This is a genomic window from Nitratireductor basaltis (assembly GCF_000733725.1).
GTDB lineage: Bacteria > Pseudomonadota > Alphaproteobacteria > Rhizobiales > Rhizobiaceae > Chelativorans > Chelativorans basaltis.
Map to the genome: position 1 here is coordinate 406074 of NZ_JMQM01000001.1, position 22459 is coordinate 428532.

Genomic DNA, 22459 nt, shown 5'->3' on the forward strand with positions numbered 1-22459 from the left:
AAATGCCCACTGAAACCGACGACAAGAACCACTCCCTGTTTGATGTTGTGCCGCCTGCAGCGCGGCTGGCAGATACTGTGACCCAATCGATCGCCGATGCTCTTCTTGAGGGGCGTATTGCGCCTGGCGAAGCGCTGCCTTCCGAGGGCGAGATTGCGCGAACATTCGGAGTGTCAAAGCCGATAGCACGCGAAGCGTTGCGGCAATTGGCCGGTGTTGGGCTCATTCACACTCAGCAGGGGAAGGTTGCCCGTGCAAAGGCGCTCAATGGCGAGCCGCTCGAGCGCTTCTACGGTTTCGCCGTGCGTTCCAGTCTCACGCGTTTGCAGGAAGCAAACGAGATGCGCCGGGTCGTGGAGACCGGGATCGCTCAACTGGCCGCCCAGAGACGCAATGATGAAGGCCTGGAGCAAATGCGCGCGGCAACTTCGAAGATGCGTTCGACCATGCTGCATCCGCACCGCTTCACCGAGTGTGACATCGAGTTTCACCTTGGTATGGCCCGCGCAACGGGGAATTCGATGATCGTCGTCCAGATGGAAGGGCTAGGCTCCATCCAGCGTGAGGTGTCCGAACTGTTCACGCGCAGATCAAATCGCTCTGCGGCTGATTGGGAAAAGACGATCGAGCGGCATGAAGCGGTCTTGAAGGCAATTGTGGAAGGTGACGAGGAAGCGGTGGCGGTGGCCATTCGTGACCACTACGCGGCCGCCGATATCGCCTCGCTGGAAGTGGCGGATATTCTTGGCGAGAACAGCCATGGGTGACGGTCGGTTTTCCGGTCGCCGGGCGCTCGTCACCGGTGGGGATACCGGTATCGGACGTTCCATCGCGCTCGGTCTGGCGGCCGAGGGTGCTGATGTCGTCATTCATCATCACGCCAACGAAGAGGGTGCGCAGGCCACCGCAGAAGACATCCGAAGACTTGGCGCAATCGCGCATGTCGTGAGTGCAGACTTCACCCAAAGTGGTGAGATCGGCAGACTCTGGGGCGGTATTGCGGAAAATCACGGCGCAATCGACATTCTCATCGCCAATGCTGCCATCGAGCGACGTGGAGAATGGAGCGAATTATCGGAAGCAGTGATCGCAGATCATGTGCAGGCAAACTTCATATCGCTCATCAAGCTGCTTCAGCATGGCGTGCCCCATATGGTCGAGCAGCACTGGGGCAGGGTGGTCTGTATCGGGAGCATTATGGCTTCCAGGCCCAGATCTGAAACTGTTGCCTATGCGGCACTGAAATCCGCGCAACTTACTGCGGTTCGGGCTATCGCGCGCGATGTTGCGGCTGATGGTGTCACCATCAATGTCGTCTCGCCAGGAGCGATCAGGACAGAGCGCAACGCAGATCGCTATGCCGATCCCGCCTTCGTGAAGGCCGTATCCGCAAGAATACCTGCAGCCAGACCGGGTACGCCCGAAGACGTCGTGGCACCGGTACTCATGCTGTGCTCCGAGGGGGCAAGCTACATCACCGGCACGAACATCATGGTCGATGGCGGTTGGAGCATGGGCGACGCGCCAAGGTGAATTTCACTGCAACCCCGATCGGGGCTTGAGAATAAACGGGAGGAAGAAAAATGAAGACAGTTTTGAGGACTTCAGGGCTCGTAGTGGCCCTGCTGATGAGCTCTTCCGCTATGGCGGAAGACCTTCGTTTTACGGTCTGGACGGGCAACGAAGCGCATCTGTCGATGCTGAACGCGATTGCCGAGGGCTTCAAGGAGACGCATCCCGATGTCACAGTGACATTCGAGACGATCCCTGCCGCCGACTATGTTCAGAAGCTGACGTTCCAGCTTGCCGGCGGAAACGCGCCGGATCTGGGGTGGTTGGGTGAAGAACCCGCGCCTGCCTTCGTAGATGCGGGCATGCTGGAAGATATCGGTACTGCGCTGCGCGCGAAGGATGGATACGACTACGCGGATTTCGCTACCGAAGCTATGGGGCTGTGGGTAAATGGTGACTCTGTCTATGGCATTCCGTTCTCCACCTCGCCATTCATGCTCTATTACAACAAGACGATGTTCGATGCCGCTGGCGCCGAAGACCCCCTGGCTCTTGCTTCGAAAGGCGAATGGACGTGGGAGAAGCTTCGGGAGGTCGCGCAAAAGGTCTCTGCCGCCAATGACAAATGGGGCTTTGAGTTCAAGGATGGCGAGGGCTACGACTCGCGCATCATGCACGCGCTAATGCCGCCGATCCGCGCCTATGGCGGCTTTGCCTGGAAAGACGGCAGGTGTGGTTTCGCTGAGCCGGAAGCGGTCGAGGCAGTAACGCTGCTTCACGAGATGGTCTTTGAGGACAAGACGATCGTTCCTCCGGGCGAGCAGGGCGACTTCTTTGCTGGCGATGCTGCCATGACTATCAACCAGATCTCGCGCGCTTCCAGACTGACGGATGCAGGCTTTGACTGGGGCATCGCTCCGCTTCCCACGGGTCCCGCCGGTGAATCACCCGTCGTGGGTCAGGCAGGAATTGTCGTTTTTGCCAAAGGCGACAAGAAGGAACTGGCGACCGAATTCCTCGCGCATATGACGAACGCGGAAAACGTTGCGACGATGGCGCAGTTCTTCCCTCCGGCACGCAAGTCGATCCTGGATGATGCCGCTTTCACCGACAGCAACCCGAACATTCCCGCCGAGCAAATGGCCAATGTCAAAGCGGCCATCAATGAAGGCACGGTGCTGCCCGCGCATGAGCGCATGCCTCAGATCCTCGCGGCCTTGAAGCCGCGCTCCGATGCTTTGTGGCGTGCGGACGCAGATGTGACCAAGGCGCTGGAAGCCATGTGCTCTGCCATCGAGCCAAATCTCTAAGACAGGGCGATTAAGTGGAACAATCCATTCCATCCACCAAGGCCGGGGCACGCTACAATGGCGTGCCCTTCCTGACACTCAGGCGGCGAGAGGCACTGGTTTCGTGGCTCTTTGTCAGCCCGACCGCGATCGGCTTCCTGATCTTCTTTGTAGGGCCATTGGTGGCGGTCATCTTCTATGCCACGACGGAATGGAACCTGCTCAGCCAGCGCTCCACATTCGTGGGGCTTGAGAATTTCAGGGACGCACTGACCCGCAACGCCGATTTCTGGCATGTCATGCGCAACTCGGCGATCTTCGCCCTCGGTCTCGTGCCGCTGAACATGGCACTTGCGCTGGCACTGGCCGTTGCGCTCAGCAAGCCCCGAAAAGGGGTGATCTTCTTCCGTACCGTGTTCTTCGCGCCGGTCATCACCTCTGCCGTCGCATGGGCTATCGTCTGGAAGTTCCTGCTTCAGGGTGAAGCGGGAGGCGTGAACATGATGCTGGCCAGTTTCGGCATTGATGGACCGAACTGGCTGCGTGAGCCCAACTGGGCGATGGCCTCCGTCATCGTGACCCGGGTCATCAAGATGGTGGGGCTCAACATGATCCTGTATATCGCTGCCTTGCAGGCCATTCCCCGCGACTATGATGCGGCTGCCCGCCTCGAGGGCGCATCGGAATGGCAGATCTTCAAATATGTGACCTGGCCGCTGGTCGCACCGACCACCCTCGTCATCATGATCCTAACCACGATCGGGTCGTTCAAGGTCTTCGACCATATCTATCTCATGACCGGTGGCGGACCTGAAAACGGCACGCTCGTCCTTGCATTCTACATCTACCAGCAGGCCTTCGAATTCTTCGAGATTGGCTATGCGGCTGCACTGGCCATGGTGATGTTCGTGATCGTTCTTGCGCTGACCATCGTCCAGGTGCTCATGCGCGGAAGGGGGGCAGCATGACAGCTCAGCGTCAGCAGACAATCAAGCAGGTGCTATGGGTCATCTCGCTTGCAATCGTGTCCGTGCCTTTCGTGTTTCCCTTCCTATGGATGGTGACGTCAGGTTTCAAATCGGCTTCCGAGATATTCGGTCAACCCAGTCTGGTGCCTGATGTCTGGCACTGGCGGAATTTCGTGGAGGTGTTCGAGTACCAGCCTTTTGCAAGGCAGTACTTCAACTCGCTCTACATTGCGGTGCTGGTGACGGTTCTGACCCTGATCGTCTCGTCCCTAGCGGGATACGCCTTGGCGCGCCTTCGTTTCGCAGGTGCCGGCCTGTTGATGGTGGGGCTCGTCTCGGCGCTGATGGTGCCCGAAGAGGTGACCATCATCCCCAATTTTTTCCTGGTCGGCTGGATGGGGCTCAGCGACACTCATGTGCCTCTAGTACTTCTGCCCGTGTTTGGTCCCCAGGGCGTCGTGGCAACATTCCTGATGCGCCAGTTCTTCCTGGCTCTTCCGAAGGAACTGGAGGAAGCCGGGCGTATGGATGGTCTGACCACGCTTGGTATCTGGTGGAAGATCGCGCTGCCCATGTCGCGGCCGGCACTGGCGGCTGTGGCCATCATCACCTTCCTTCATTCCTGGAACCTGTTTCTTGAGCCGCTCGTCTTCATCAGTTCGCTCGAGATGTTCACGCTTCCACTGGCACTAAGCAACTTCACGGACCCGTACGGCGCCCCGTTGTGGCACCTGCAGTTGGCAGCCACCAGTCTGGCGGTGCTGCCGATCCTCGGCGTCTATCTCATTGCCCAACGCCAGATCGTCGAGAGCTTCGCCATGTCCGGGGTCAAGGGATGATCGTTTTCACCATTTCAATTCAGAGGGTCAATCCATGACCAGTTTATCACTGGAACGCGTCCGGAAGAGTTTCGGAAAGCATGAAGTCATCCGAGACATCGACCTCAGGATCGAAGATGGCGAGTTCATCGTCTTCGTGGGCCCGTCGGGCTGCGGCAAGTCGACCCTGCTGCGAATGATCGCCGGGCTCGAGGACGTCACGGGCGGCGACCTCAACATAGGCGGCAGGCGCATGAATGAAGTGCCGCCGTCCCGCCGTGGTGTGGCGATGGTCTTCCAGTCCTACGCACTCTATCCGCATCTGACGGTGCGGGAAAACATGGGCTTCGGCCTGAAGGTGCGAAAGGTGCCGAAGGCGGAAAGTGCCGCAAAGGTCGCCCAGGCCGCGGAGATATTGAAGCTCGACGCGCTCCTCGACAGATATCCGCGTGAGCTTTCCGGCGGACAGCGCCAGCGTGTCGCCATCGGACGGGCGATCGTGGCGTCTCCCGAAGTGTTCCTGTTCGACGAGCCACTTTCAAATCTCGATGCGGAACTGCGGGTGCATATGCGCGCGGAGATAGCAGGATTGCACCGCCGTCTGGGCAACACGATGATCTATGTCACCCATGATCAGATCGAGGCTATGACGCTGGCGGATCGTATCGTGGTTCTGAGAGATGGGCTCGTGGAGCAGGTGGGTACGCCCAAAGAGCTTTATGAGAACCCCGCCAATACCTTTGTCGCTCAGTTTATCGGAAGCCCGAAGATGAATCTTCTGCCGGCGTCGAGCATTGGCGGCAATCTGCAACTTGCTGGGAAGCGCATTGACGGACAGACAATGTTCGGCATGCGCCCCGAGCACCTCCAACTCTCATCCCAAGCGGATGCTCTCCTGAGTGGCAAGCTCGTCGCGTCGGAATATAGCGGCTCCGAAACCCTGCTGCATGTCGAACTGGAAGATGGCACCATAGTTCTGGTGATCAACCGGGCTCAGCAGGTGCCAGAGATCGGCGCCGCGGTCAATTTGACGATCGAGCCTTCCCTCGTTCATGTGTTCAATGACGGACGCGCGGTGTGACTGCTTCACCTGAGAATTGAAGCCGAATGGGCAGTCTTTGCAGAGTACTGCAGCGACTTGTCTGGCAAGGACAGCCGAACCGGTATGGTGCGATGCGTCCGTTCTGGCGAAATGTAGCAACGGGCCAGAACAGTCTGGTCCCGGGGTGTCCCCGGGGCCTGACCTGAGCGAAAATGTTGGCGAAGGTTTCAGCCCTGATGCGCGCTGGCCAAGGACCTGTGTTCGGCTGCAGTGTCACAGGCAGGGCCAGCTGCGCCACATGACGCATCAGCGCATGGGTGCGGTGGACTGAAAGGTGGCGCCTTGGCTAGACTCGTTTCAGCGCAAAGCAGGACAGAAAATCCACGGCCTTTGAGAGGTCACCCGATACGCTGACCACGCTTCTGTCTACCAGCTGGGAAAGCGGGGTTGATCCATAGACGGCGGCTGCCTGCTGATTACCATTGCCATTCAGCACGAAAGGCGCCTCTGGTTCCGCTACGGCGCTGATATGCAGCTGCCCGGAATGAAGCTGCGCTTCAAACGCTTCGCCGTTGAAGTCGAACCCTGCAAGCGCTTCCTTTCCCTTCGCCATCTCAGGAATGAGGTTGGCGCGCATGGAGATCATCAGTGCTGACGGGCTGATGAAGCGTGACGGATCATGCCCTGGGACCATCAGGGCCCATTGGCATAGCGCCTCCAGAACAGGCAACAGTGCGCGACCTGCTTCGGTCAACGCGTAGATGCCCAACCTCTCATCGTGATGCACCACCTTCGCCTCGGACAGCTGAGCCAGGCGGGAGGTGAGCACGCTGGCGGTGATACCGGGAAGTCCCGTTCGGATCATCTGGAAGCGCTTTGCCGAGAACATCAATTCCCGCACGACAAGCAGAGCCCATCTGTCGCCAATCATGTTCAGCGCGTGGGCAGCGAGGCAGCCTTCATTGTAGCGTACCGGGATCGTCTTTTTGTTCTTGGTCATATTTCCATACTGTCAGTTGCATTTTAATACTAATGCTGCCACGATGAAGCTGCAACAGTGATGTAGCATCACAAACTGAAGAAGGAAGTGAGCGATATGACCTATTACACGGGCGCGGTCGCTGCGGTTCCGAGAGGGAACAAGCGTCTTTATGCTGAACATGTTGCTGCCGCCTGGCACCTGTTCAAATCCTATGGTGCGGTTCGCATGGTCGAGACCTGGGGTGTCGACGTGCCGAAAGGAAAGGTCACGGACTTTCCTCGCGCAGTAGATGCCGGCGAGGAGGAAGCGATCGTGTTTTCGTGGATCGAATGGCCCGACAAGGCCACCGCCGACGCATCCTGGGACAAGATGCAGAGCGATCCCGCGATGAAGCAGATGTCTGAAATGCCCTTCGATGGCAGTCGCATGATCTGGGCCGGTTTCGAACCGCTCTTTGACTCGGAGGTTTCGTCATGACCGTGACGGTTTGCACATATGACTGGCTGCCCGAATTTCCCCGTGGCTTTGTCAGGGACATGCGCGTTCGATGGGTTCTTGAAGAAGTCGGTCGCCCCTACAGGGTCGACACGTTTCCCCTCCATCCCAAGAGCAAGAGACACCGCGAACTGCAGCCCTTTGCACAGGTTCCGGTCATCGAAGATGGTGGAGTAACGCTATTTGAGAGTGGCGCGATCCTGCTGCATCTGGGCGAAGGAACGGCACTTCTTCCCAAGGAGGGAAGGGCGCTGGTGACACAATGGCTGTTCGCCGCGTTGAACACGATCGAAATAGCCGTATCGCACTGGGCCAATATGGTAATGGCCGAACGCGTCCCGGAGTTTTTCGGTCCTGCTCCTGCTGGCGAGGTTGTTGCTCATGCCAGGCGAAACATGGAAAGCAAGCTGGAAGCTCTTCAGGCTGCGATTGCCGACAGGGATTGGCTCGTGGAGGAGTTCAGCATCGCGGATATCGCGATGGTGGAAGTGTTGCGGGTCGTGGCAGCAGAAGACGCGTTGGATGCCTTTCCTGCTCTCCAAGCATATGTTGCCAGGGCCACGTCCCGTCCGGCCTTCAGGAAAGCCCTGGCTGACCACATGGAGCATTGGCAGGCAGCCGATGTCGCGCGCGCGACAGCTTCACCCGCCTGAGCAAACATTTCACGATACAATTGGAGGAGGGACAAATGGCGATTGCGAAGAACACGATATGCCTCTGGTATGAGAAGGATGCAGAGGCCGCCGCTCAATTCTATGCCGACATTTTCCCGGACAGCTCGGTCCGTGCGGTACATCATGCCCCAAGTGACTATCCTTCCGGAAAGGCCGGTGATGTCCTGACGGTGGACTTCACCGTTCTCGGCATTCCGTGTCTCGGGCTCAATGGAGGAGACACGTTCAAGCACAGTGAAGCCTTTTCATTTCAGGTTTCCACGGAGGATCAGGATGAAACCGACCGGTATTGGGATGCCCTTGTCTCGAATGGCGGGGAGGAAAGCGTTTGCGGATGGTGCAAGGACAGATGGGGGATTTCGTGGCAGATCACGCCGCGGATCCTGACGGAGGCAATCGCTGCGGGTGGCGCCGGTGCCAAACGCGCATTCGATGCGATGCTGGAGATGAAGAAGATCGACATCGCAACAATCGAACTGGCCCTGCGTGGCGACCGTTCGAAAGCCGAAACTTAGGCTGAGAGGCAGGAACCCCTTTGCATGGTGGTCCGTTACTGGGGCCAGCAGCAAGGGATTTCGCATGCGTATCTTCGAATGCGGCAAATGCCGCCAGGCCGTCTATTTCGACAGCTCGATCTGTGTCCACTGCGGGTCCCGTCAAGGCTATGACGCGCACGGTTTTCAGATGCGCGTGCTGGGTGTTCAGCATCGGTTGTGTGCGAATGCCCACCACGGTGCTTGCAACTGGCTGGCCGAGGAAGGACAAAACCATTGTCTTGCCTGCCGTCACAATCTCACGATCCCCAATCTGTCCCGGCCGGAAAATCATGACAACTGGGTGCGGATCGAAAATGCCAAGCGGCATCTCTTCTACTCGATCCTGAGCTGGCAGCTCCCTGCGCCCACCAAGGTCGAAGATCCCGGGCGCGGACTGGCCTTCGAGTTCCTGTCGGACATCGAGGATGCAGACGGAAACGTGAAACGCGTCCTGACCGGTCATGACAATGGCCTCATCACAATCAACATTGCGGAAGGTGACGATGTCGAGAGGGAACGACGCCGCACGGCCATGGGAGAACCCTATCGCACGCTTCTCGGCCATTTCCGCCATGAGATCGGTCACTATTACTGGGATCGCCTGGTGCAGGAGGGAAGCAGGCTGGACCAATTCCGTTCGGTCTTTGGCGATGAGCGGGAAGACTACGCGGATGCGCTCAAGCGCCATCACGAACAGGGTCCGCCTGATGATTGGAGCGGGAACTATATCAGCGCCTATGCGACGGCCCATCCCTGGGAAGATTTCGCAGAGACATTCGCGCATTTCGTGCACATGGTGGATACGCTGGAGACTGCAAGGGCCTGGGGCTTGCAGCTTGCATCGAGCGGTTACGTGGCAAGGATCGATTTCGAGCCCTACCGTCTTGGAGACGTGAAGCGAATGCATGCGCACTGGGTGCCGCTCACGCTTGCGATCAACGCCCTCAACCGATCAATGGGACAGCCGGATCTTTATCCGTTCGTCATGCCATCGGCGGTCCTGAAAAAGCTGGGTTTCATCGCCGGTCTGCTGGTCGATCAACGCCCATAAGCGCCGAAGGAGCTTCAGATGAGATGATTGACCCCTTCACGTGCACCCAGATCGAGGGGTGAGCGTCCCGGAGGTCCAAGGCGGCTGCGGACGGCAGTCCTTGGCGGCTCTGAACGTGCGCGAGATCTGGAATCCACCTCGTCCGTCCAGACCCGAAATGCCTTGAGCGTGTGCAGTCCGAAGGTGTGCAGGAGAGGAACATCCATTGCATCACGTCCGCGGGCCACCACGATGCGACCCGTACGCGGATGATTGTGGCGTGCATCGAACGTATACCATCTGCCGCCGAGATAGACCTCGAACCACGCAGAAAAGTCCATGGGCGAGGGATCAGGCTCCACGCCTATATCGCCAAGATAGCCGTTCACATAGCGGGCGGGAATATTCAGGCAGCGGCAGAACGTGATGGCAAGATGTGCAAAGTCGCGACAGACACCAAGCCGTTCCTGATGTGCCTCCAGGGCGGTACGCGTGGACCGCGCATAGCCGTAGGAGAATGTGAGGCGGTCATGGACATAGTCGCACACAGCCTGCACGCGCGCCCAGCCGGGCGTAACGTTGCCGAACAAGCGCCAGGCCAGTTGGCTCAGACGGTCCGTCTCGCAGTACCGGCTGCCTTTCAGATATCGAAGGCATCCGTCCGGCAATTGCTCCGGAGGCCATTCCCTCGCATCCGGCTGAACGAGGTCAGGCTCTCCCGTGTCGCTCACGATAGCGTCCTGGGTGATGGTGAACTCACCGGCAGGTGCAACCATGCGCAGGCAACTGTTTCCGAACTGGTCGATGAATGCGCGTTTGGCCACCGGCGGGACCGTTTCGGTGGGACTCTGCCAATTCACATCCCTGGCGCGTTCCGGGTGGACGCTCATCATGGTGAAGAGATGGGTGGGCTGAGCCACCTCGATCGTCATGCCATATCCAACGCGTATCAACATGACGTCTCTCCCATGAATGTTTGCTCACGGGAGAAACTTCCAAGCAAGGTCAGGTGTTCCCTCGTTTGAAGAAGAAATAGCCCTGATCTTCAAGCTGCATCCAAGTCTGTTCTGCTTGTACCTGCGCGTGGAAAAGACCGTCTCCCGCCGCGCCCGAACGGTTGGCAAAGGCTGCACCTGACGACGTCGGGTCTGAAAACGGTCGAGGCGGATGCAAGCCGGAACTCATGATCATGCAGTTCGAAATACAGGTTTGGCCGGCGGTGCTGCGGCAGCGATCAGTCGAGACGCAGTTCGAGATAGGGAAGTGCGTTTGGCTGAAAGCGGGCTGTGACATCGGCGACGCGCGAAATCGCCCGGTCCAGCGACACCCGCAAATGGTGCTCGAGGGCGGCGGCAGCAGCGTCGAATTCCCTGCGAGCCAGGCATTCCAGGATCGTTTGATGTTCCGGCAGGAATGGCTCGGTGGCAAAAAGACGCGGGGTGAAGCGGTACAAGAAGTTGTGCGCCACCAGCAGGGACTGGTGCATTGTTATCGTCTGGATGAGTGCCTTGTTCGGGCAGTGTCCCAGAAGCTTCACATGCAAGTCCTCTTCCAGCTGATCCAGAATTGTCCCATCTGGTGGCTGAGGTGAATTGATCGCGTCCGCAAGATTTTCCCTTGCCTCAAGAATATCCGCAGCGGGAATGAGGTCCGCAGCTTTCTTCAGTGCAAGCGGTTCCAGCACCCAGCGCAACTCGTAGAGTTCGGCGACATGGTCAGGTGTGAGTGCAGGAGCATACCAACGTGAGCGCTCATCCTTTTGTACAACACCACGCTGCTGCAGACGTCCCAGAACATCGCGCGCGACGGTACGGCTGACCTTGTGGTAGCGCGCAAGCTCCACCTCCTTGATGCGCCAGCTGCCGAAGGCGATGCGAGCGACGATCTCACCCTGGACCTCCTGATAGATCCGTTCCCAGCTGGAACGGGCGGAAAGCTGTATCTGCTTTTCCGCAAGCATGGTTTCGTCGGGCTTGGCCGGTGTCCTGCCAGATTGCCCGCATACTTCGTAACCTCGGCTCTCACGCTTTGTGACAAGGCCGCGTTCTTCCAAAAGGGCGAGCGCCTGGCGTGCGGGCGCACGAGAGATGCCGAAGCGGTTGGCGATCTGCGTTTCCTGAATGCGAGATCCTGCGGCCAGGTCACCGCGCATAATTTGTCGAGACAGAATCTCGAACGCTTTAAGGTAGAGCGGCGCGACACGTCCCGAAACAGCAGGTCCATTCTCTGCCGCCTGTGTGTCAGCGGCAGAAAATATCAAATGCTTCCGAGGCGCGATCTTGCCCAGTTTTCCAACACCCTAGATTCCGGAGGCCAGATAGCCGCCATCCACATTTAGCACAGCGCCTGAAACAAATTCCGAGGCGGGCGAGGCGAGGAAGATAGCGGCACCCACCAGCTCCTGCAATCTGCCCATCCGCTTCATCGATGCGCGCTTCTCCGCTTCCAGTTTACGTTCGGCAGACATCTGATCTCGGTTGAGAGCCGTCAGGAAGAAGCCAGGTGCAATGGCATTCACCCGCACGCCGCTTTCTCCCCACTCGGCTGCGAAGCTCTTCGTAAGCCCCACCACGCCCCATTTGCTCGCGCTGTAGGCTGCGGCTTTCGACCAGCCATTATGCGCCGAGAGTGATGCAATATTGATGATGCTGCCGCTGCCACGCTTCATCATCGCGGGGGCGAAGGCGGTGCAGGCAAAGTAGGTGCTTTTCAGGTTGGTATCGAGGATACGGTCATAATCGTCCGGAGTCAGGTCCAATGCAGGTTTTATGGCTGTCGTCCCCTGGCAGTTGACGAGGATGTCCAGCTTCGTGTGTTCCGCCAGCACCGTTTGCGCCAGAGATAGAAGTTCGTCGGGCTCCGCCGCGTTCACCTGGTAAGCGCTGTTCCGGTCGTCGTCATTAGAGATTTCCTTCGCAACTGATGCCAGTTTTTCGGCGCTGCGTGCGGCGATCAGTGATGTTGCGCCCGCGGCTTTGAAGCCGAGCGCCAGTTCACGGCCGATCCCTCCCGAGCCGCCAATCACAAGCGCTGTCTTGCCTGCCAAACTGAACATCTCCGAGCTCATAACGTCCTCCCGAATTTCGTTGGTGCCACAAAAAGGGACTTTGGGCACTTGCGCATCAATGTGCGATATGACTAATGTACACATAGGACGTTTTAATGGAAGCCAATAGTTTCCGAAATGGGAGGAGGACCCGTGGCAGAACGTTTGTCAGGCAAACGCGCCTTCGTAACCGGGGCGGGTCAGGGGATGGGGCGTGCCATTGCGCTCGCCTTTTCGGCAGAGGGCTGTGAGGTCATCGCTGCCAGTCGCACGCTCGAGAAGATGGAGGACTTGCCGCAGCAATCGGCTCTCATCTCCACGGTCGGCGTGGATGTGACGGATGGAGCTTCGCTCGAAAACACTCTCAAAGAAGCTGGTGCGCTGGACATTCTCGTAAATTGCGCAGGTTGGGTGCATGACGACACACTTCTGAATTGCACGGATGAAGAGTGGCAGCGCAGCCTGGATGTGAACGTCACCTCCGCATTCCGCGCAATCAAGGCTGTCCTGCCGGGAATGATCGAGCGAGGCAGGGGAGCCATCGTCAATGTCGCCTCGGTGGCTTCGAGCATTTCGGGGGTTAACCGCCGCGTCGCTTATGGAGCGAGCAAGGCAGCCCTGATCGGACTGAGCAAAGGCGTGGCTCGCGAAGTTATAACGACCGGTGTCCGTTGCAATGCGCTGTGTCCGGGGACGACCGACTCGCCCTCTCTGGGGGATCGCATGCGCTCCAGCGGCGATGCGGAAGCCGCGCGCAATGCGTTCATCGCCCGCCAGCCGATGGGGCGGCTTGGGACAGTGGAAGAGATGGCTGCAGCAGCCGTCTATCTGGCAAGCGATGAAACCGCATTCATGACCGGACAGACGCTGGTCATCGACGGAGGCCAGACCCTTTGAGTACAATGGGCAAGATAGCCACTGATGACCAGCTTGAACACGCCGGGATCGAGCGGCTTTACGGATTCTGCAAATCCGTTCTGATTTCTGTTGGTGCAGATGAGCCAACGGCTGCGGCTGCAACTGATGCCATGTTGCATGGATCGCGCCTTGGGGTGGACAGTCACGGAGTTCGTCTGCTTCCGCACTACGTTCAAGCGTTCGCTGGAGGCCGATTGAACTGCCGTCCCAAAATGCGTCTGGCGCGGCAGATTGGGGTCGTTGCCAATCTGGATGCCGATCATGCGCATGGTGCCAGAGCTGCATATCATGCGATGGACCATGCGGTGGAAATCGCGCAGAGCCATGGACTGGCCGCCGTTTCGATCCGCAACAGCTCTCATTTCGGCCCGGCTGGTGCCTATGCACTTCATGCTGCCAGGCAAGGTCTGATCGGTCTTGCGTTTTGCAACTCCGACAGTTTCGTGCGATTGCATGACGGGGCGTCCAGGTTCCACGGGACGAACCCGATCGCGATGTGCGTCCCTGCAAAGGGCCAAAAGCCGTGGCTTCTAGACATGGCAACAAGTTCCATCACCTATAACCGTATCCAGCTCCATCGCAGTTTGAACGCGCCGCTGGCCGAGAACGTCGCCTCGACCGAAACGGGCATGGACACCACCGATCCAGATCTGGCCACCATGCTCGCGCCGTTGGGCGGCATTTTCGGTTTCAAGGGTGCAGGCCTCGCCGGCATGGTCGAGATATTCAGCGCGGTTCTCTCAGGCAGCAGGCTCAGCCACGAAATCCTGCCGATGGGAGGGCCTGACTTTTCGACGCCGCGCAATGTCGGTGCTTTTGTCATGGCCATGCGGCCGGATGCGTTTCTCGAACAGGAGGAATTCGACGCAGCGATGCACCGATATATCGAGGGATTGCGGAGTTCACCGGTTCGTGACGGTGCGAAGCTGTTCGCGCCTGGTGATCGTGAATGGGCAGAAGAGGCGTACCGCGAGGAACACGGCGTGCCCATCGATCCAGCCACTGAAAAAGCTTTCCGCCGACTTGCTGCGGAATACGAGCTTCCATTGCCGTTCCAGACAGAGGTGATGGAATAGGGCAACCGTGATGGTTGCTGCAAATGGACGAAGGCCACGGGAGGACGTTCGACTGCATGGTCGACGCAGTGGCTGCCAGAGAGGAGAACGACCATGAAGATGAAGAACTTGATGTTGACCTGCGCAGCGCTCGCCATGGGTGCTGCATCGGCAGGCACAGCTTTGGCGCAGGAAACATTTACGCTCCGCTTCAATCACGTGCTTGGTGCAAGCGAGCCTTTCCATCAGGGTTTTCTTGATTGGGCCAAGCGTGTTGAAGAACGCACTGATGGTGGGCTCAAAATGGAGGTGTTCCACAGTGCGCAGCTCGGTGTTGAAGAAGACATCATCGAGCAGATCCGACAGGGCGCAAATATCGGTCAGAATACCGATGCGGCTCGCTTGGGCAACTATGTGCCGGGCATTGCCATCATCAACGGACCCTATTTCGTGTCCAGCATGGAGGAAGCCTTTGCGCTCGCAGATCTTCCCACTATTCAGAAATGGCAGGATGAGCTTGCAAGCGATCATGGCCTGAAGGTGGTCTGCTTCGACTGGGTGCAGGGTTTCCGCAACTTCTATACCAACAAGCCGATCCGTACGCCCGAAGATCTATCGGGTCAGCGTATCCGCACGCCCCCAGCACCGATTTGGCAGGAGTCGATCCGTGCCCTGGGTGCTGAGCCAGTCGCAATGGCCTTTGGCGATGTCTATCCTGGGCTACAGCAGCGCGCCATTGATGGAGCTGAACTCGTCTATCCCAACATCACCGCGGGCAATCTTCATGAAGTGCTCGACCACGCAAACGAGACGAAACACATTCTGCTGACCAATTTCCAGGTGGTTAGCTCCGACTGGTTCAACAAGCTGCCTGAGGACTATCAGACTGCTCTGGTTGAGGAATGTCGCACTGCAGGTCAGGAAACCTCCCGTGTAATTGCCGAAGCTACGGAGAAGGCGAAGCAGGAAGTCCAGGAAGCAGGAATGCAGATCATCGAAGATGTCGATATGGACGCGTTTCGTGCGGCCGGTGATGCTGCCTACGAGAAGTTGGGTCTGACCGAAGCGGTTCAGCAGGTCCGCTCGGAAATGAAGCAACAGTAAGCAGGGCTTCGGCATGACCAATGCGACAAACCCCGAGGAACGTGCCGCCACCAGGATGTGGGGGCTGGTTACGCGCATCGAGGCAGTTCTTGCTGCCATTTTCCTTTGCGCAATGGTCATCCTGATCTTTACTGGCGGGGTGGCGCGCATGGCGCGCTACCCCTTGAACTGGACCATAGATTTCGCCACCTGCTTCTTCGCCTGGGCAACCTTTCTTGCGGCCGATATTGCCTGGCGCAACAGCGCGTTCATGAGCGTCACCGTACTTACCAGCCGTCTGAAGCCTGATCTGCGGAAGTTTCTGGAGTGGGCGAATTACATCATCATCTCGATCTTTCTTGCCTATCTCATCTATGCGGGAACGAAACTTGCAATTGTCTCGAGCGCTCGCAGTTTTCAAGGCATTCCATGGATCAGCTACTCATGGGTGACGATGAGCCTGCCCGCTGGCGCAGGGCTCTTGATGATCACGACCTTCATCAAGTTTTATCAGTCGATCGCTGGTGATGCGCGTCAGGGCGCGGCCGAAGTCGACGTTTCGCGCGTGGAAGGTTGAAGCGATGATCATCGTTGCGGCAGCTTTCGTCGTGTTCATGCTCATCGGGATGCCGCTGGCCTTCGCGATTGGCATATCAGGGGCGCTCTTCTTTCTGCAGCACCCCGAACTGCCTTTTACAATTCCCGTGCAGGTGACGGTTTCCCAGACCCAGAATTTTGCCCTTCTCGCGATCCCGCTTTTCATTCTGGCGGGAAATCTCATGAACCATGCAGGCGTCTCAGAGAGGCTCCTGAATCTGGCGTCGGTATTGACGGGACGCTTGAGCGGCGGCCTGGCCCAGGTTTCGCTGGCACTCTCGGCGCTAATGGGCGGCGTGTCAGGTTCCGCCATCGCAGACGCTGCCATGCAGGCGCGAATGTTGGGTGATGAGATGTCGCAGCGTGGCCTGCCAAGGCCATTCGCCGCAGCAGTTCTCTCTTTCGGCGCAATTCTTACTCCCATCATTCCGCCGGGGATCGGAATGATCCTTTACGGCACGATCGGCCAGGTCTCGATCGGTCGTCTATTCGCAGCAGGGATCTTGCCGGCGCTGTGTCTGTGGCTCGCACTTTCCGTGGCCGTCTGGCTCGTATCGCGCAGGCACGGATACCCGCCGGAACGCGAGTATCCCCTGTCGTGGAAGGCTAGAGGCGCTGCGTTGCGCAGTGGCATCTGGGCGTTGCTTTTTCCGGTCCTGCTGCTTTTCGGTCTCAGGATGGGGGTGTTCACTCCGTCGGAGATCGGTGCCTTTGCGGTAGTCTACGCCTTGTTCCTAGGGCTTGTGATCTATCGCTGCCTCAGCGTGCAAGGCTTTGGTGACGCATTGAAAGGCAGCCTCATTGATGTCGGCGCCGTCGTGTTTCTGATCGCGCTATCGGCAGTCTTCAGCTATGGCATCGTGTTCGAGCGCGTACCAGAGACCATTGCACAGGCCATTCTCGGTCTGACCGACAATCTGCAGCTTGTGATGATCATGGTAGTAGTTTTGGTCATCGCGGTCGGCTTCTTCATTGACGCAACGGTGCTCATAATCATGCTGACACCGATCTTTCTCCCCCTGATCCGTCAGCTGGACGGCGACCCCGTCCATTTCGGGATGGTCTTCATCATCGCCGCCACGATCGGCAATTTCACCCCGCCTGTAGGCGCTGCCATGTATGCTGTCTGCTCAATCATGAAGGTTTCGGTGGGCGCGTATGCGCGCTCGTCGATACCCTTGCTGACAGCAGTAGCCCTTGCAACACTGCTCCTGATCTTCGTCCCGGAACTGGTTCTGTTCATACCCAATCTTCTGTTCCGTTGAGGGATGTCAGCCTCCTGCCGGCCAGCTGAGCAATAGGAGCCGTTTGAGTTGTGGGGCTCGCTCGAACTTGACGGCCGGCCGGTCAAGTGTCGGCGGCCATATCGCAGATCTGTTTGCGTTGATGCTTCATGAAGTGAACCAGCTATGCAGGCACCGGTATGAACTCCTCCGCATACCTTGGTGCAATGAATTAGGTGGCGGTAGCATCGAAGAAACTTGCCGGGGTGAGCAGAGTGTTAATCTGGGAGATCAGGTATCCCGCTTCTGCACTCATTTTCAGATATTCCTGCCATTCCGGGTCTGCCTGAAGCGCCTTGCGCTTGGCTGCTCTGTCAGCGGCACTCTCATATTTCCAGATATGGATATAGGAATTCACATCGCCCGTCTCGACCCGACCGTAAAATACGGGGTCTCCCAGATGCCTGGACTGAACCGCCCAGCCGTGCGTCTCGTATAGCTTCATATGTGTGGCAATGGTGCCGGGACGACAGGTATAGGTGCGATGGTCAAATATCATTGGAAACTCCAGAGGGTACGAAGCGGAAGCCATTAGCGGCAGCTATGAGATCGCGAACCGAGTAGGCGCACATGATTGCGCCCGAGAAAGGAATCGCGAAGTAGAAGATGCTTGTGGGCAGGTTCAGGAGAGGCGTGACGGCACTGCTGCCTTTTGTCAGCGACCAGCCATATCGCGTCATCACGAGCAGAAATCCGAGCGACAGGAGCGAGACGACGATCTTCAGCACGATTGCCATCGGCGTGTTTGCGAAAAGCTCGTCGAGCCACTCCACGCGGAAATGATCATGCTCACGCCACAAGGCCGCAGCTCCCGTGAATACCATCCACGCGAACAGTCCTTGCGCGATCTCGTCAAACCAGGCGAGGCCTGCAAGCTGAAACGAGCGGGCGATCACGTTGATCAGCAGGAGGGCAAACAGGCCTACCAGACATGAGATAGCGATGGCGCGAAGTGCCAAGCCAATAATTTTGTCGAGTGATTTCATCGCGACATCACCAGGTTGGGGAGCCAGGTCGAGATTTCGGGGATCGCGATCACGGCAATCAGCACGAGGGTCAGGCCAATCAGATAGGGCATGGTCGCCTTGGACAGACGCGCAACGCTGATCTTGGCAATTGACGACACGGCAAACAGGACCATTCCGACGGGCGGGGTGAGGAGACCGACCATGGAGCACATGATCATGATCACCCCGAACTGTACCGGATCGATTCCGATCTCGGTGATGATCGGGAGGAACAGCGGGACGGTGAGAACGATCACCGCGATTCCTTCAAGAAACATGCCGAGCAGCAAGAGGATCAGCACGATGATGGTCAGGATGATCGCGGGATTGTCCGAGAGGGCCAGAAGGCTTCCAACCAGTTGGTTCGGTACGCGTTGGTGGATCAGAAGCCAACCAAAGAAGCCGGCTGCAGCGATCACGAACATGACACGGATCGTGTGCACCAGCGTTTCCCAAAGAACCAGGGGCAAGTCGCGCCATTTCAACTCCCGATAGACCACCATCGAAAGGAAGAGCGCATAGGCGCTGGCCATGACGCCTGCTTCGGTAGGCGTGAAGGCGCCCCCAAAAATACCGGCAATGATGATCGCAGGGGTCATCAATGACAGGAATGCGCCGAGAAAGCTCTTCACGATCTCGATCCAGTCAATTCGGTCGCGTCGCGGCATCTTGTTCACGAGGGCGAAGCAATACACGGCGATCATCAAGGCAACAGCCATCAGAAGCCCGGGCACCACGCCAGCCAGGAAGAGCTGTCCCACCGAGACGCCGGTAATGGAGGAATACAGTACAAAGGGGATCGAAGGCGGGAAGACCGGGCCGATCGTGGATGACGCTGCGGTAATTGCGGCAGAAAAGTCCAGGTCGTAGTCTCTGTCGGCCATCGCTTTCAGTTCGACCTGGCCAAGGCCGGCGGCATCGGCCACCGCTGCTCCAGACATGCCCGAGAAGAACAGTGAGGCCAGCACGTTCACCTGACCCAGTCCGCCTCGGATATGACCGACACAGGCGTCGGCGAACCGGAAGATGCGCCTGGTTATGCCGCCCGTGTTCATGAGATTTCCGGCCAGAATGAAAAAGGGGATGGCCAGCAAGGTGAAGCCGGTGGTGGCCGAGAACATGCGTTGGGGCAACATCGCCAGGATATGGAAATCGCCCAGCAGGATGTAGAAGCCCACCGCGGTAAGCCCCAGGGCAACAGCCACGGGAACGCCGATTATGATAAGTGCGATAAGCACCGCAAGGATGATGAAAGTGGTCATTGCAAGGCCCGCTGGGCGGCAGGGCGCATTGGCCCTGCCGGCGCTACTGAACGCTAGTCGAGGAAACTCAGGAACTTGTCCATGTTCTCCTGGCCCGAATAATCGGCAACGCGTTTGCGTGCAGATTCCATCATGGCCGCGAAGGGTTTCAGATCGGGCTCGGTGATCTTCATCCCACGCTCTTTAAGTGCGGCGATTTCCTCAGCTTCCTGCGCAACAACCGCTTCACGCATGGACTTTGCTGCAGCCTGGCTTTCCTCCCGCAGGATGGTCTGCTGATCCTCGGTAAGCTTGTCCCAGGTGCTCTTGTTGATCACGTGCGTCATGGAATTATAGACGTGACGTGTAAGCGCAAGATGCTCCTGAAATTCGTTCAGGTTGTAGTGGTAGATAACGCCGATCGGGTTTTCCTGACCATCGACAACACCCTGGTTGAGCGCGTTGGGCAACTCGGGAAAGGCAATCTGCGTTGTCGAGGCACCCAGTCCTTCCAATGCGGCAACGATCTGCAATTCCGGCGGGGTGCGAAGCGTCAGGCCCTTCACATCTTCCGGCTTCTCGATGGGATGGACGCTGTTCGTGATGTTCCTGAAGCCGTATTCCCAGGTCGAGAGCAGAACCAGACCCTTCTCTTCGATGCGCGGCGCGACCCATTCCTGGAAGGGGCCGTCCAGGACCTGCCATGCCTCTTCGTAGTTGGCGAAGGCAAATGGCGTCATCACGGTGCCAAAAGCCTTGTCGTATTTGTCCAGACCTCCCTGCGTGGGCAGGTTCATGTCGATCGCGCCCAGAACGGTCTGCTCGAGCTGTTCAGGCGGGGAGCCCAGCTCGTTTGCCGGATAGATCTCGACCTTCACGGCGCCATCCGTGCGTTTCTCGACATTGGCTGCGAATTGTTCGGCAGCCACGTGACCGGGATGTGTGGCCGCTGCAAAATGCGCCAGTCTCAAAGTCACTTCCTGCGCATATGCGCCACCCGTGATCGCCAAACCGGCGACGCCGGCCAATAGTATCCTCATCACCATCTTTTCCTCCTCCAGTGATGTTCAGAAATTCCTCCGCATTCCGCTAGCGCGGCAATTCGGCCTCCACACCCGTAAGCTCCTCATAGGCCTTGATGACCGCCGTACATCCCTCGTCCGCATGACCCATGAGCGACGCCAGCGCATATGTGTTGTGAACGGAACGCGCCATGAAGCCGGGTAGCCCGGCTTTCTCCAGCCATTCGGCGTAGTAGCGGACATCCTTCTGGGCATTTGCGAGGGACATGTGCGGGGTGAAATCACGCCTCAATGTCAGCTCGCCATAAAGGTCCATCATTCCCGACTTGCCGCCGGCAGCCGAAATGATTCCGATCACCTTCGTCATGTCGAGGCCTTCCTTGGCAGCGAGCGCGAAGCCCTCGCACCAGGAGGCGACGTTGGCGAATGCGATGTAGTTGTGGATCAGCTTTAGACGGATGGCATGTCCGGCCGGACCGACATGGAACACGTTTTCCGCATAAGCGGCGAATACGGGCCGCAGGTCTTCCAGCAGCGCTTCTTCGCCACCGAACAGGACATTGACCTCACCACGATCGGCATGCGCCGGCGTGCGGGTCATCGGGGCTTCCGCATAACGGATGCCTGCTTCCTCGCAGGCCTTGCGCATGATGTCGACATGTTCGGCAGAGACAGTTGTGTGATCCAGAAAGATCGCGCCCTTGCGCATGGCCGAGAGTGCGCCGTCTTTGCCCAATGCAAGCGAACGGACCGCTTCTGCAGTGGTCACGCAGACCGCGAAGACATCGCAGTTTGCAGCAATCTTTGATGCCGAGCCGCCATCCGTCGCGCCCAGTTCGACGGCATCAGCGACCCTTGAAGCGTCAAGATCAGTGACAGCGACCGCATAGCCCTTCGCGCACAGGTTCTTAACGAGACCGCGTCCCATCCCGCCGAGGCCAACAAATCCGATCCGCAACACTAGGCTCTCCTCCCTCTGAAAGTCGCCATAGAGTTATCAGTCGTCAGTTGTCTGTCAACTGGTTGCCTGAAAGTTTGTTTTGGGATAGCAAGGCAGACGAGAGTTTCTTAGAAGGTCCGCACAAATGATGATGCGGAGTCGATGATGAGCAAAACGGCACTGTTTGAAACCATAGATCGTCCAAGGCGGCTTCCGGACGAGGTTGCGGCTGCGATCAATGCAGCGATCGAGAGCGGGAAACTGCGTCCGGGAGACCGTCTCCCCACCGAGGCGGCATTGTCGGAAACCTTTGGTGTCGCCCGTACCGTCGTTCGCGAGGCCATTTCGCTTTTGCGTTATGACGGTGTTGTGGACTCACGCCGCGGCGTGGGCGCCTTCATCACCGATACCGGCACCCGTTCGGCATTTCGCATCAGTCCGTCGTGTTTCGAGAAGCGCAAGCAGATTATCCAGCTTCTGCAGCTGCGCACCGGCGTGCAGGCGGGCGCGTCCGCACTGGCGGCCGAAAATCGCAGTGACGCGCAACTTGAGGAAATCACTGCGCAATTCTCGGAAATGGAGCGCACCGATGCGCTCGGGCCCGATAAGGCACTGGAAGCGCGCGTGGATGCAGAGCTTCTGTTCTACCGGAAGATCACGGAGGCATCAGCCAACGAGTATTATGTCGAGGTAACCGGCATGATCGAAAAAAACATCCAGGAAAATCTGCGTTCCGCGTTCCTGAAGAATGCAGCCGCTTCCGAATTCGGTCCCCACATCCTGGATGAACATCGCGCGGTGCTGGAGGCCATAAAGAACGGTGATGCCGAAAAGGCTCGCCAGGCCGCCCGCAGCCGATTTGAGAGGGCCGCCGAGCGTCTCGCCGCCCGCGAAGATTTCGCCTAACATTCGAAAGCTACT

The 22459-nt window shown here is 58.1% G+C and carries 25 protein-coding genes; 16 read left to right on the forward strand and 9 right to left on the reverse strand.

The annotated features are described in order from the left end of the window. Positions 1-2: 2 nt before the first annotated feature. From EL18_RS01875 to EL18_RS01900, 6 genes are read left to right on the forward strand one after another with little or no spacing between them, the layout of a single operon-like run. Positions 3-767, forward strand: coding sequence for a FadR/GntR family transcriptional regulator (locus EL18_RS01875; RefSeq protein WP_036483729.1), 765 nt, complete (start codon positions 3-5; stop codon positions 765-767). Then, positions 760-1533, forward strand: a complete 774-nt coding sequence (locus EL18_RS01880) for an SDR family NAD(P)-dependent oxidoreductase (protein WP_036479196.1) — start codon at positions 760-762, stop codon at positions 1531-1533. Before EL18_RS01875 ends, EL18_RS01880 begins: the two co-directional genes overlap by 8 nt. 50 nt (positions 1534-1583) lie before the next feature. Then, positions 1584-2822, forward strand: a complete 1239-nt coding sequence (locus EL18_RS01885; RefSeq protein WP_036479199.1) for an ABC transporter substrate-binding protein — start codon at positions 1584-1586, stop codon at positions 2820-2822. Positions 2823-2836: 14 nt separating this feature from the next. Beyond that, entirely contained in the window at positions 2837-3769 is a 933-nt protein-coding gene (locus EL18_RS01890) for a carbohydrate ABC transporter permease (protein WP_244444499.1), read from the forward strand. After that, positions 3766-4608, forward strand: a complete 843-nt coding sequence (locus EL18_RS01895) for a carbohydrate ABC transporter permease (protein ID WP_036479203.1) — start codon at positions 3766-3768, stop codon at positions 4606-4608. Before EL18_RS01890 ends, EL18_RS01895 begins: the two co-directional genes overlap by 4 nt. 34 nt (positions 4609-4642) lie before the next feature. Then, on the forward strand, positions 4643-5668 hold the full coding sequence (locus EL18_RS01900; protein ID WP_036479205.1) for an ABC transporter ATP-binding protein: 1026 nt from the start codon (positions 4643-4645) through the stop codon (positions 5666-5668). Between the two features lie 307 nt (positions 5669-5975). On the opposite strand, the gene EL18_RS01905 is transcribed toward EL18_RS01900, so the two are convergent. Beyond that, the gene (locus tag EL18_RS01905) at positions 5976-6629 is read right to left on the reverse strand and encodes a winged helix-turn-helix transcriptional regulator (protein WP_036479207.1); all 654 of its coding nucleotides are present in this window, start codon (positions 6627-6629) and stop codon (positions 5976-5978) included. 96 nt (positions 6630-6725) lie between these two features. On the opposite strand from EL18_RS01905, the gene EL18_RS01910 reads away from it, so the two are divergent. From EL18_RS01910 to EL18_RS01925, 4 genes are all read left to right on the forward strand, one after another. Then, entirely contained in the window at positions 6726-7088 is a 363-nt protein-coding gene (locus EL18_RS01910) for a DUF1428 domain-containing protein (RefSeq protein WP_036479209.1), read from the forward strand. Beyond that, on the forward strand, positions 7085-7759 hold the full coding sequence (locus EL18_RS01915; protein WP_036479211.1) for a glutathione S-transferase family protein: 675 nt from the start codon (positions 7085-7087) through the stop codon (positions 7757-7759). The genes EL18_RS01910 and EL18_RS01915 overlap by 4 nt, the downstream gene beginning before the upstream one ends. A gap of 41 nt (positions 7760-7800) precedes the next feature. After that, positions 7801-8295 (forward strand): VOC family protein, encoded by a 495-nt coding sequence (locus EL18_RS01920; protein ID WP_152553008.1) that lies wholly within the window; start codon positions 7801-7803, stop codon positions 8293-8295. A 64-nt stretch (positions 8296-8359) separates the two neighbouring features. After that, positions 8360-9367, forward strand: a complete 1008-nt coding sequence (locus EL18_RS01925) for a zinc-binding metallopeptidase family protein (protein ID WP_036479216.1) — start codon at positions 8360-8362, stop codon at positions 9365-9367. 14 nt (positions 9368-9381) lie between these two features. Here EL18_RS01925 and EL18_RS01930 read toward each other — a convergent pair whose 3' ends face one another. The 3 genes from EL18_RS01930 to EL18_RS01940 all read right to left on the reverse strand — a co-directional run bounded on the left by EL18_RS01930 (position 9382) and on the right by EL18_RS01940 (position 12413). Beyond that, complete coding sequence (locus EL18_RS01930) at positions 9382-10302, reverse strand: transglutaminase-like domain-containing protein (protein WP_081871062.1); 921 nt, start codon at positions 10300-10302, stop codon at positions 9382-9384. Between the two features lie 278 nt (positions 10303-10580). Then, positions 10581-11606, reverse strand: a complete 1026-nt coding sequence (locus tag EL18_RS01935) for a GntR family transcriptional regulator (protein WP_280113653.1) — start codon at positions 11604-11606, stop codon at positions 10581-10583. 39 nt (positions 11607-11645) lie between these two features. Further along, complete coding sequence (locus EL18_RS01940) at positions 11646-12413, reverse strand: SDR family NAD(P)-dependent oxidoreductase (RefSeq protein WP_036479218.1); 768 nt, start codon at positions 12411-12413, stop codon at positions 11646-11648. 132 nt (positions 12414-12545) lie between these two features. On the opposite strand from EL18_RS01940, the gene EL18_RS01945 reads away from it, so the two are divergent. From EL18_RS01945 to EL18_RS01965, 5 genes are all read left to right on the forward strand, one after another. Further along, the gene (locus EL18_RS01945) at positions 12546-13289 is read left to right on the forward strand and encodes an SDR family oxidoreductase (protein ID WP_152552936.1); all 744 of its coding nucleotides are present in this window, start codon (positions 12546-12548) and stop codon (positions 13287-13289) included. Positions 13290-13294: 5 nt separating this feature from the next. Continuing rightward, positions 13295-14386 carry an Ldh family oxidoreductase gene (locus EL18_RS01950; RefSeq protein ID WP_051913673.1) on the forward strand — a complete coding sequence of 364 codons (1092 nt, stop codon included), beginning with the start codon at positions 13295-13297 and terminating at the stop codon, positions 14384-14386. Positions 14387-14479: 93 nt separating this feature from the next. Continuing rightward, the gene (locus EL18_RS01955) at positions 14480-15469 is read left to right on the forward strand and encodes a C4-dicarboxylate TRAP transporter substrate-binding protein (RefSeq protein ID WP_200875484.1); all 990 of its coding nucleotides are present in this window, start codon (positions 14480-14482) and stop codon (positions 15467-15469) included. A gap of 13 nt (positions 15470-15482) precedes the next feature. Then, positions 15483-16025, forward strand: coding sequence for a TRAP transporter small permease (locus tag EL18_RS01960; RefSeq protein ID WP_244444500.1), 543 nt, complete (start codon positions 15483-15485; stop codon positions 16023-16025). Between the two features lie 4 nt (positions 16026-16029). Next, positions 16030-17310 carry a TRAP transporter large permease gene (locus EL18_RS01965; RefSeq protein ID WP_036479226.1) on the forward strand — a complete coding sequence of 427 codons (1281 nt, stop codon included), beginning with the start codon at positions 16030-16032 and terminating at the stop codon, positions 17308-17310. A 190-nt stretch (positions 17311-17500) separates the two neighbouring features. On the opposite strand, the gene EL18_RS01970 is transcribed toward EL18_RS01965, so the two are convergent. Genes EL18_RS01970 through EL18_RS01990 form a run of 5 tightly spaced genes read right to left on the reverse strand, consistent with a single transcriptional unit; the run spans position 17501 to position 21556 of the window. Further along, complete coding sequence (locus tag EL18_RS01970) at positions 17501-17827, reverse strand: NIPSNAP family protein (RefSeq protein WP_036479229.1); 327 nt, start codon at positions 17825-17827, stop codon at positions 17501-17503. Next, positions 17817-18314 (reverse strand): TRAP transporter small permease, encoded by a 498-nt coding sequence (locus EL18_RS01975; RefSeq protein WP_036479234.1) that lies wholly within the window; start codon positions 18312-18314, stop codon positions 17817-17819. The genes EL18_RS01970 and EL18_RS01975 overlap by 11 nt, the downstream gene beginning before the upstream one ends. Beyond that, a complete protein-coding gene (locus EL18_RS01980; RefSeq protein ID WP_036479237.1) occupies positions 18311-19597 on the reverse strand; it encodes a TRAP transporter large permease in 1287 nt (428 codons plus the stop codon). Before EL18_RS01980 ends, EL18_RS01975 begins: the two co-directional genes overlap by 4 nt. 53 nt (positions 19598-19650) lie before the next feature. Beyond that, a complete protein-coding gene (locus EL18_RS01985; RefSeq protein ID WP_036483748.1) occupies positions 19651-20616 on the reverse strand; it encodes a TRAP transporter substrate-binding protein in 966 nt (321 codons plus the stop codon). Positions 20617-20665: 49 nt separating this feature from the next. Then, the gene (locus EL18_RS01990) at positions 20666-21556 is read right to left on the reverse strand and encodes an NAD(P)-dependent oxidoreductase (RefSeq protein ID WP_152552937.1); all 891 of its coding nucleotides are present in this window, start codon (positions 21554-21556) and stop codon (positions 20666-20668) included. A 147-nt stretch (positions 21557-21703) separates the two neighbouring features. Between EL18_RS01990 and EL18_RS01995 the strand changes: the two genes are divergently transcribed. After that, positions 21704-22444: a FadR/GntR family transcriptional regulator gene (locus tag EL18_RS01995; protein WP_161781960.1), complete on the forward strand. Its 741-nt coding sequence runs from the start codon at positions 21704-21706 to the stop codon at positions 22442-22444. The last annotated feature ends 15 nt before the right edge of the window (positions 22445-22459 follow it).